Source organism: Anaerorhabdus sp. (assembly GCF_036641015.1).
GTDB lineage: Bacteria > Bacillota_I > Bacilli_A > Erysipelotrichales > Erysipelotrichaceae > Anaerorhabdus.
This window is the reverse complement of sequence record NZ_JAVWFO010000066.1, coordinates 1-8,344: the sequence shown is the minus strand read 5'-3', so window position 1 is coordinate 8,344 and position 8,344 is coordinate 1. Positions and strand designations below refer to the sequence as shown.

Sequence of the window (8,344 nt, the reverse complement as noted above, 5' to 3'; positions counted from 1 at the left end):
ACTGCCCGCTCATCCTTACCATGGATGTGTGTTACCACTATACCAAGGCGGCGCTACTCTATAATAACGAAATCATATGAAAATATCAAGAAAATATCTTCATAAGTTCTTGATAAACTAAAGATAGTGGCAAGCCCATAATTGTATAGTAATCCCCTTTTATTTCACGTACAAAACATCCGCCAAATCCTTGGATACCATAAGCCCCTGCTTTATCCATAGGTTCTTTTGTCTCAATGTATTTAGTTATTTCATCATCACTTAGTTCATTGAATGTTACTTCACTAATTGAACAAAACTTTTGAATATCATCACAATTAATAATCGATACTCCCGTTAATACTTTATGCGTTTTCCCTGATAATAATTTTAACATCTCAAAAGCATCTTCATTTGTTTTTGGTTTTCCTAAAACTTTATTTTCATAAACAACAATAGTATCTGCACCAATTACAACAGAATCTTTGTGATTATCAGCGATAACTTTAGCTTTTTTATAAGCTAATTCCTTTATTTCATCGACCAAATTACCATTTAGGTTCATCGTTTCATCAATGTCAGCTACCTCTATACTAAACGGTATTCCGATTACATCCATCAATTCTTTTCTTCTTGGAGACTGACTCGCCAATATTAAATTAATTTTTTTCATATTTCATCCTCTAATCTATTATAAGCATGATATAATATTTTTAACATAAATGAAGGAGAAATTAAATGAAAAAACCAGTTTTAGTTATTTTGGCTGCTGGAATGGGTAGTCGCTATGGAGGACTTAAACAAATTGATACTGTTGGAAATAACGGTGAATCAATTATAGACTTCTCAATTTACGATGCTCATGAAGCAGGATTTGAAAAAGTTGTCTTAATTATAAGAAAAGAACATGAAGAAGCATTCAAACAATGCTTAACTGATAAAGTATCTAAACATATGGAAGTTGAATTTGCATATCAAGATATCAATGATATTCCTGAAGGAATTACAGTTCCAGAAGGTAGAGAAAAACCTTGGGGAACTACACATGCATTGCTTGCATGTAAAAATCTTGATGCTCCATTTGCTATCTGTAATGCTGATGACTATTATGGTAAAGATGCATTTAAAGTTATCTATAATTTCTTAGCTAATGAAGTTAGTGATGATAATTATGGTATGGTTGGTTATTTATGTAATAATACACTAACTGATAACGGTACTGTTACTCGTGGTCTTTGCGAAAATACAGATGGTTACCTAACAAAAATCGTTGAAATCCAAAAAATCGCTAGAGAAAACGGTAAACCTGTATTCGAAGAAAACGGTGAATGGAAACCTTTATCTGATGATGCAGTTGTATCAATGAACTTCTGGGGATTCACACCAAAAGTAATTGATGATTGTAAAGATATCTTTAATGACTTTATCAAAAAAGGTATTATTGAAAACCCTATGAAATGTGAACATGTATTGCCTACTGCAGTTGGTCAACTAATTAGCGAAGGTAAGTGCAAAGTTAAGATTATGAATAGTAAAGATCATTGGTTTGGAGTTACATACAAAGAAGACAAACCAGGTGTTGTAACTAAATTACAAGAATGCAAAGATAATGGATTATATCCATTCGATTTGTGGAAATAGTAAAGTAAAGCATATGCGTCGCATATGCTTTTAATTATACTTATTTTGTTTCTACTAATTTAATCTCATAAACACCATTTACTTGTGCTGGATAACTCTCCATAATTACACCATCATAAATAACCCAAACAATATCACCAATTTTAAACTTTATATCGTGATTTTTTTTCTTTGTATTGAGTGATACTTCAATCACATCACTAGTTTTCTTTATATTTGCATCATCATTTACTTCCACTAATATCGATGATTCATTAACTTTAATTATCTCACCTTCAAATTGTGTATTACTATCTAGAACATTAGTAGTAAACAAATTAAATTGATTCATTATAAAGAATCCAGCAACTACCAAAATAATTACCAAACCAGCAATAATTAATTTCTTGTTTTTCATGCTTCCTCCTAAAAATTTACAATTTTCTTCATTTCTAAAAAATCATAATCTTTACCATTCGTATAGTTCTTATACACTTTAGTTGTAACATATCCACAAGAAAAATATGACTTAATTGCTCTTTCATTAAATTTAGCTACATTCATAACCAATGTATCATACTTATATCGAGGCATTAAAAAAGCTTCAATTTCCGTTATAAATACTTTACCCAATCCTTTGCCACAAAGACTAGGTTTTAACCCTAATCCTATTTCTATTTCATTGTCATTTCTCATTAAACAAAAAAATCCTACTAGTTCTCCTTCTAAGAAAACTTGAAACATATCATTTTTATTCCGTTGCTCTTCATTAATAAATTCATTATAATCCTCGATATCTGCACTTATATCATAGAAAGCATAATCTCCATCATATTTCCATTCATCAGCAATTATTAATGCATTTCTTTGAGTTAATTTTTCAAATACAAAAACATTGTTTTTTACTTTTATATAGTGTTCAAAATCACACATCCCTAATTTTTCATGCTTGCAAGCATCTTTTTCCAAATGATCATAAATAAATCCTAGTTTTTTTAGTAATTGTTTACTTTTTATATTAAACGGAAATACACCCGCATCAAACTTATTAATATTCATCTCATTAAAAAAATAATCTATTACTGCACTTACCGTTTCACCCGCATAGCCATACCCTACATAGTTTGGGTTAAATATGTAACCTATTTCTAACATTTCATTATTGCCATCTACTTCCATTAAATGGATTGCACCTATTACTTTTCCTATTTCCTTAACTTCAACTACAAATCGACCACTATCTTGAGATTGCTTTACCATGATGGCATCAAATAATTCATCTTTTTCTTTAAATGGTAAATACCCTCCATCATTTAAACATGTTTCTTCATCACTTAAAAACTCAAAAAAATCATCTGAATCATTATATTCAAAGTCTCTAACAATACACCTTTTAGTTTGTATATACATACTATATCTCCTATAATAACTATTTCATATATTATAAAACATTTATTTTTTTAATAAAGTAATAAATAAATGTCATTTGTTTCTACTATAGAGTTCAAATGATGTTAAAATATAATCAAAAGGAGGTTCAAGAATGAGTGCAATAGAACAATATAGAGAATACTTGCATCAACTCGAAACATCAGAAGACTGTATCTTTGAATTGAAACAATTCATGCTTGATAATATGATTGTTGACTTCATTACTGAACAAGACCTTTTTGAACTAGTTGAATTATGTAAACAAAAAGGATACATTCTATCACTTGCTACTGCTTATTTATTTTTATGTTGGTTTACAATGAATACAAACTTAAAAAAAGCAAAAGACTACAACCAAAAAGCAAAAGAAGTTATAGAACTTTTACCTAACTACGAGAGCGATATTACTTATCTATCAATTCTTAATAATTCTGTTTTAATGAACGTTAATCTAGGACAATACTATGATAGTTATGTTGATGCTAAATACGGGATATATCTTGCTAAAAAATATCATTATGATCATCACTTATATGCATTATTAAATAATTCCACATATATTTTATTAGAATTAGGATTGAATAAACAAGCTTTATCACAAATGATGGCTAATTATGATGAAAATGATAAAGGTTCACATCGCATATCATACTGGGTCATCTTATCGCAAGTTTATATTACCCTTGGCGAATATGAAAACGCGTACCAAACTGCACTAAAAGCAAATGAAGTTGCTACACAACTTCAAGTTTATCGTCCTATACAATTTGACCGCCTATTACTGGAAATCGCTTGTAAGATGAATAACTTAGAAATGGCATCCAAGTATTTTAGTGACTTGCAAGAAAGTATCAAATACTTTGAAGAAAATGAAAGTACAGAATTATACAATGCAATCTATAGTAAAGCTCTTTATTATCAATTAATTAAGGATTATGATAACGCTGAGATATGTTATGAACTAGTATTAAAACATGCATCTGAAGTTATTGGTGTTAAAAACAAATGGTATAACACTCTTGCTGAATTTTATATATCCATTGATAAACCAAAGAAAGCAAATCAAATTTACAAGTTATTGCAAAAACATCATAATGAAAATAATGAAATTATAACAAACATGCTGGATGATTCTCAAAGTGAATTATGGAGCAGTAAAACAGAATTATCATATGATGCTCCTTACCGCTTAGTTACAAATATATTAGAACTATCTCAAGAAATATCGGCATGCTTAAATTATTCATCTTTAGTTCCACTAATAACAAATAAAATGAAGCTGCATTTACCACTTGAAGATGTTAAATTATATATATTACGTAATGATGAATTATGCTACTTAAATGATAAAGATGATTACACAACAATACCATGCACTGATGTGGATATAAATCTGTGTTTAAATGAAGGCAGACGTAAAGAATTAGATAAAAATGGCTATCGTTATTGTTTTGAACCGCTTTATTTTCAAGATCATATTAATGGTATACTATGTACTATTACAAATGAATCAACTATTCTATCACCATTTGAAGTCAAGAGTTGTTCACTATTAGCAGGTATCATTGCTTCTACAGTAAATAGTATCGAACAATACATCCACGCAATCACTAAATCAAAACAAGACTTTTTAACTGGTTTATATAATCGTGAAGGATTCTCTGAGAACTTAGCTAAACACAGTGGAAAATATACAAAAATTGGCATTGTCATGGTAGACATTGATGATTTTAAAATAGTTAACGATACTTATGGTCACTTTGCTGGAGATGCTGTATTACAAAACTTAGCCAAGCATTTAACAAGCATACCTAATAGCATTCCTTCTCGTTTTGGTGGAGAAGAGTTTTGTATAGCAATTGAAGTTCAAGATGAAAATCATTTAATTTCATTATGTACAGAATTACTTCATAGAATTGAAAAGAGTTCTCTTCAATATAAAGGTAACGAAATAAAATACACAGTAAGTGCTGGTGCTGTTTTATTAGAAACAGATGAACCAACAGCGATACACAACGCTGATATTGCAATGTATAAAGCAAAACGCAGTGGTAAAAACTGTGTTATCTTGGGTAATAATTAAAGGTATTCTCAAAATTGAGAATACCTTCTTTTAATTCTTTTTTTCAAACAATTCTTTTCCAACTGAACAAATTGGGCAAATGTAATCATCAGATTCTAAAGTTATATCACCTTCATAAACATAACCACACATAATACAAACGTAGCTTATAGAACTAGTATTTACATTTTCTTTTTCAATAATTTTTGTTGGTTCACTATATATACTTGGATCTTCATTTAAATCTGAACTACGGTCTATATAGCTTGTATGTAATAGCTGTTCAGCTAATTCACTCATTGGTTCAGAAAAATATTCTTCATATAATTTTTTTAATTCAACATTTTCATGACTATATCTTATTTTTGATTTCTCGTCATCTTTATACAAACTTTCAATACGAGCTTTGCGTATTTCATCCATATCTTGACTCAAATGAATTGGTTGTCCGCCGCCGGCTATGCAACCTCCACTACAAGTCATTACTTCAACAAAATGGTAACCATCTATTCCATTTTTAATAAATTCACGAGCATTATTTGTGCCATGAATAACCGCTACCTTTACATCCATATCCTTGATCCTAACGGTAGCTTCTTTGATTCCATTTAATCCTCTAACACTTTCAAATTTTATCGAATCAACTGGTAAGTTTTTACCGTCTAACATATATGCTGCAGTTCTAAGCGCTGCTTCCATTACCCCACCAGTATTACCAAATATGACACCAGCGCCACTACCCTTAGGCAGTAAATCATCATACTCTGACTCTTCTATATCATTTAAATCTAAATTCAATGCTTTTAACCATTTTGCTAGTTCACGAGTAGTGATGACATAATCAGTATCTTGAATATTATCTTTTCCCTCTAACTTACCAGCATCATTCATCTCTGGTCTTTTTATTTCATATTTCTTTGCAGTACACGGCGTAATCGCAACAGTTACTATATCTTCAATATTTAGTTTTTCTTTTTCTTTGAAGTATGTTTTTATAGTAGGCCCAAACATGGAAATAGGACTTTTTGATGTAGAAATGTTATTTAACATTGATGGATAATATGTCTCTACAAACTTTACCCAAGCTGGACAACAACTTGTAAATTGCGGTAAAGGCTTACTATTCGTAATTCTATCAATTAACTCACTCGCTTCTTCCATGATTGTTAAATCAGCAGCAAACGTTGTATCAAATATATAATTACCACCTAATTTACGTAATGCTCCAACCATTTTCTTTTCTACAAAACTACCATTAGGCAATCCAAATTCTTCACCTAAGCCTACTCTTACACTTGGTGATGTCATAAATACTACTTTTTTATTACCTAAATCAATTATTCTTTGCACATCCATCCAGTCTTGTCGTTCAACTAAAGATCCTGTTGGACAAGTAAGAATACATTGACCACAATTAATACAAATGGCAGTATCCATTGTCTTATTTATATCAAAATGCCCTCCCACTGAAATCATTTGGCTACAAACATCTCTACACTTGCCGCACTTAATACACAAATCTTCAATTCGTTTCAATGAAACATTGTTTGGTTCTACTGGAACTCTAATTCCTACTTCTAAATGTTTTGTCATAATAATCACTCCTGTTATGATTATACTCTTATTGATATTAATTATCAATAAGAAAATGATTTTATATGAAAAAGAACTGGTTATAAGCCAGTTCAATTATTATAGTTAAGCATACCTCTTTTGTTTTTTAATTATCATTAATACAATTCCAAGAATAAATCCAATGCAAGCTGGAACAACCCATCCCATGCCTATATCATAGAAAGGTAATTTACTTCCAATAGCTAATATACTTTGTACAATTGATGAATCACGAATGAATGCTGGACATGCATTTAAACCATCGATGATTGCTGCTATAAATGTAAATCCAATAGTTAGTTGATACACTACTCTACTATGGTTAAAGAATGAACCAAATAATGATAATAAAATCAATGTCATTGCAAGAGGATATAGGAACATTAATACTGGAACTGAAAACTCTATAATCTTTGTTAATCCAACATTTGCAAATAAACATGCCATTGCACTTACAACAATCGAAAACATTATATATTTCCCTTTAGGAAACAAACCTACAAAAGTTTCAGAGAATGAAGATATTAACCCAATTGCTGTTTTCAAACACGCTACAATAACAATTGCAGCCACTACTATACTTCCAAAATCACCTAAATAGTAATGTGTAATTTGTGCTAAAGCTATTCCACCATTCGCGCTTACTTCAAGCTGTCCTACACTCATTGCCCCTAAGTAAGCAAGCAAACTATAAATTAAACCCATTAGAATAATAGTAAGAATTCCCGATTTTACAGTATCCATAGCGATATTTTTAGGATCATTAATTCCTTTACCTCTAAGAGTTGAAATAACTATAATACCAAACGCTAAACTAGCTAATGCATCTAGTGTATTATATCCTTGTATGAATCCTGTAAACAGTGGTTGAGACTGATAACTACTTTGAACAACCATATCTTTAATTGCTCCCATAGGATTTGTGAACGCAACAATAAATAGAGTAAATAATAAAATCAAAAATAAAGGATTCAATACTTTGCCAACGTAAACTAATAACTTAGAAGGTTTCCTTGCATAAAAACATGCAACAGCAAAGAATACAATACTGAATATCGCAAGTACTAACGCTATATTTGAATTATTTAAAAAAGGTACAATTCCAATTTCAAATGAAGTAGTTGCTAAACGTGGTAACGCAAAGAATGGTCCGATAACAAGATACAAAAGAATGGTAAAGACATAAGCATACTTCCTACTTACACGACTTGCCATATCAAATAAACCTTCGCTTTTAGAAATTCCCATCGCAATAATACCTAGGAATGGTAATCCCACACCAGTAATTAAAAATCCAATATTAGCAAGAAAAACATTACCTCCTGCTTCTTGTCCCATGTGTACTGGAAATATTAAATTACCTGCTCCAAAAAACAGCCCAAACAGCATTGAACTAATATAAAAATATTCTCTTCCTTTTAATTTTCTATCCATATTAATACCCCATCTATCATTCATCCCCATGAATAAGTTTTTTCTATTATATTCTAATTCTATACCTAATACAAACAACTTTTACTTTAGTTCTTTCAACTGACCAAAAAATTAAAAAAACGACCATCTTTTATCGATAATCGTTTTATTTATATAAATGGTGACTCCTTGGGGGATCGAACCCCAGACCCACTGATTAAGAGT

General features: G+C 30.4%; 7 protein-coding genes. 2 read left to right on the top strand and 5 right to left on the bottom strand.

Features of this window, described 5'->3' with window-relative positions:
- Positions 1-85: 85 nt before the first annotated feature.
- Complete coding sequence (locus RR430_RS08420) at positions 86-652, bottom strand: Maf family protein (protein WP_332488353.1); 567 nt, start codon at positions 650-652, stop codon at positions 86-88.
- Between the two features lie 65 nt (positions 653-717).
- Between RR430_RS08420 and RR430_RS08415 the strand changes: the two genes are divergently transcribed.
- Positions 718-1,620 carry a sugar phosphate nucleotidyltransferase gene (locus tag RR430_RS08415; protein ID WP_332491717.1) on the top strand — a complete coding sequence of 301 codons (903 nt, stop codon included), beginning with the start codon at positions 718-720 and terminating at the stop codon, positions 1,618-1,620.
- Between the two features lie 40 nt (positions 1,621-1,660).
- On the opposite strand, the gene RR430_RS08410 is transcribed toward RR430_RS08415, so the two are convergent.
- Positions 1,661-2,017, bottom strand: a complete 357-nt coding sequence (locus RR430_RS08410) for a hypothetical protein (RefSeq protein WP_332488350.1) — start codon at positions 2,015-2,017, stop codon at positions 1,661-1,663.
- 8 nt (positions 2,018-2,025) lie between these two features.
- On the bottom strand, positions 2,026-3,009 hold the full coding sequence (locus RR430_RS08405) for a GNAT family N-acetyltransferase (protein ID WP_332488348.1): 984 nt from the start codon (positions 3,007-3,009) through the stop codon (positions 2,026-2,028).
- 133 nt (positions 3,010-3,142) lie between these two features.
- Here RR430_RS08405 and RR430_RS08400 point away from each other — a divergent pair, with 133 nt between their 5' ends.
- Complete coding sequence (locus RR430_RS08400; RefSeq protein WP_332488346.1) at positions 3,143-5,113, top strand: GGDEF domain-containing protein; 1,971 nt, start codon at positions 3,143-3,145, stop codon at positions 5,111-5,113.
- A 30-nt stretch (positions 5,114-5,143) separates the two neighbouring features.
- Here RR430_RS08400 and RR430_RS08395 read toward each other — a convergent pair whose 3' ends face one another.
- Positions 5,144-6,685, bottom strand: a complete 1,542-nt coding sequence (locus tag RR430_RS08395; RefSeq protein ID WP_332508924.1) for a [FeFe] hydrogenase, group A — start codon at positions 6,683-6,685, stop codon at positions 5,144-5,146.
- Positions 6,686-6,790: 105 nt separating this feature from the next.
- Complete coding sequence (brnQ, locus tag RR430_RS08390) at positions 6,791-8,140, bottom strand: branched-chain amino acid transport system II carrier protein (RefSeq protein WP_332491713.1); 1,350 nt, start codon at positions 8,138-8,140, stop codon at positions 6,791-6,793.
- Positions 8,141-8,344: the final 204 nt, after the last annotated feature.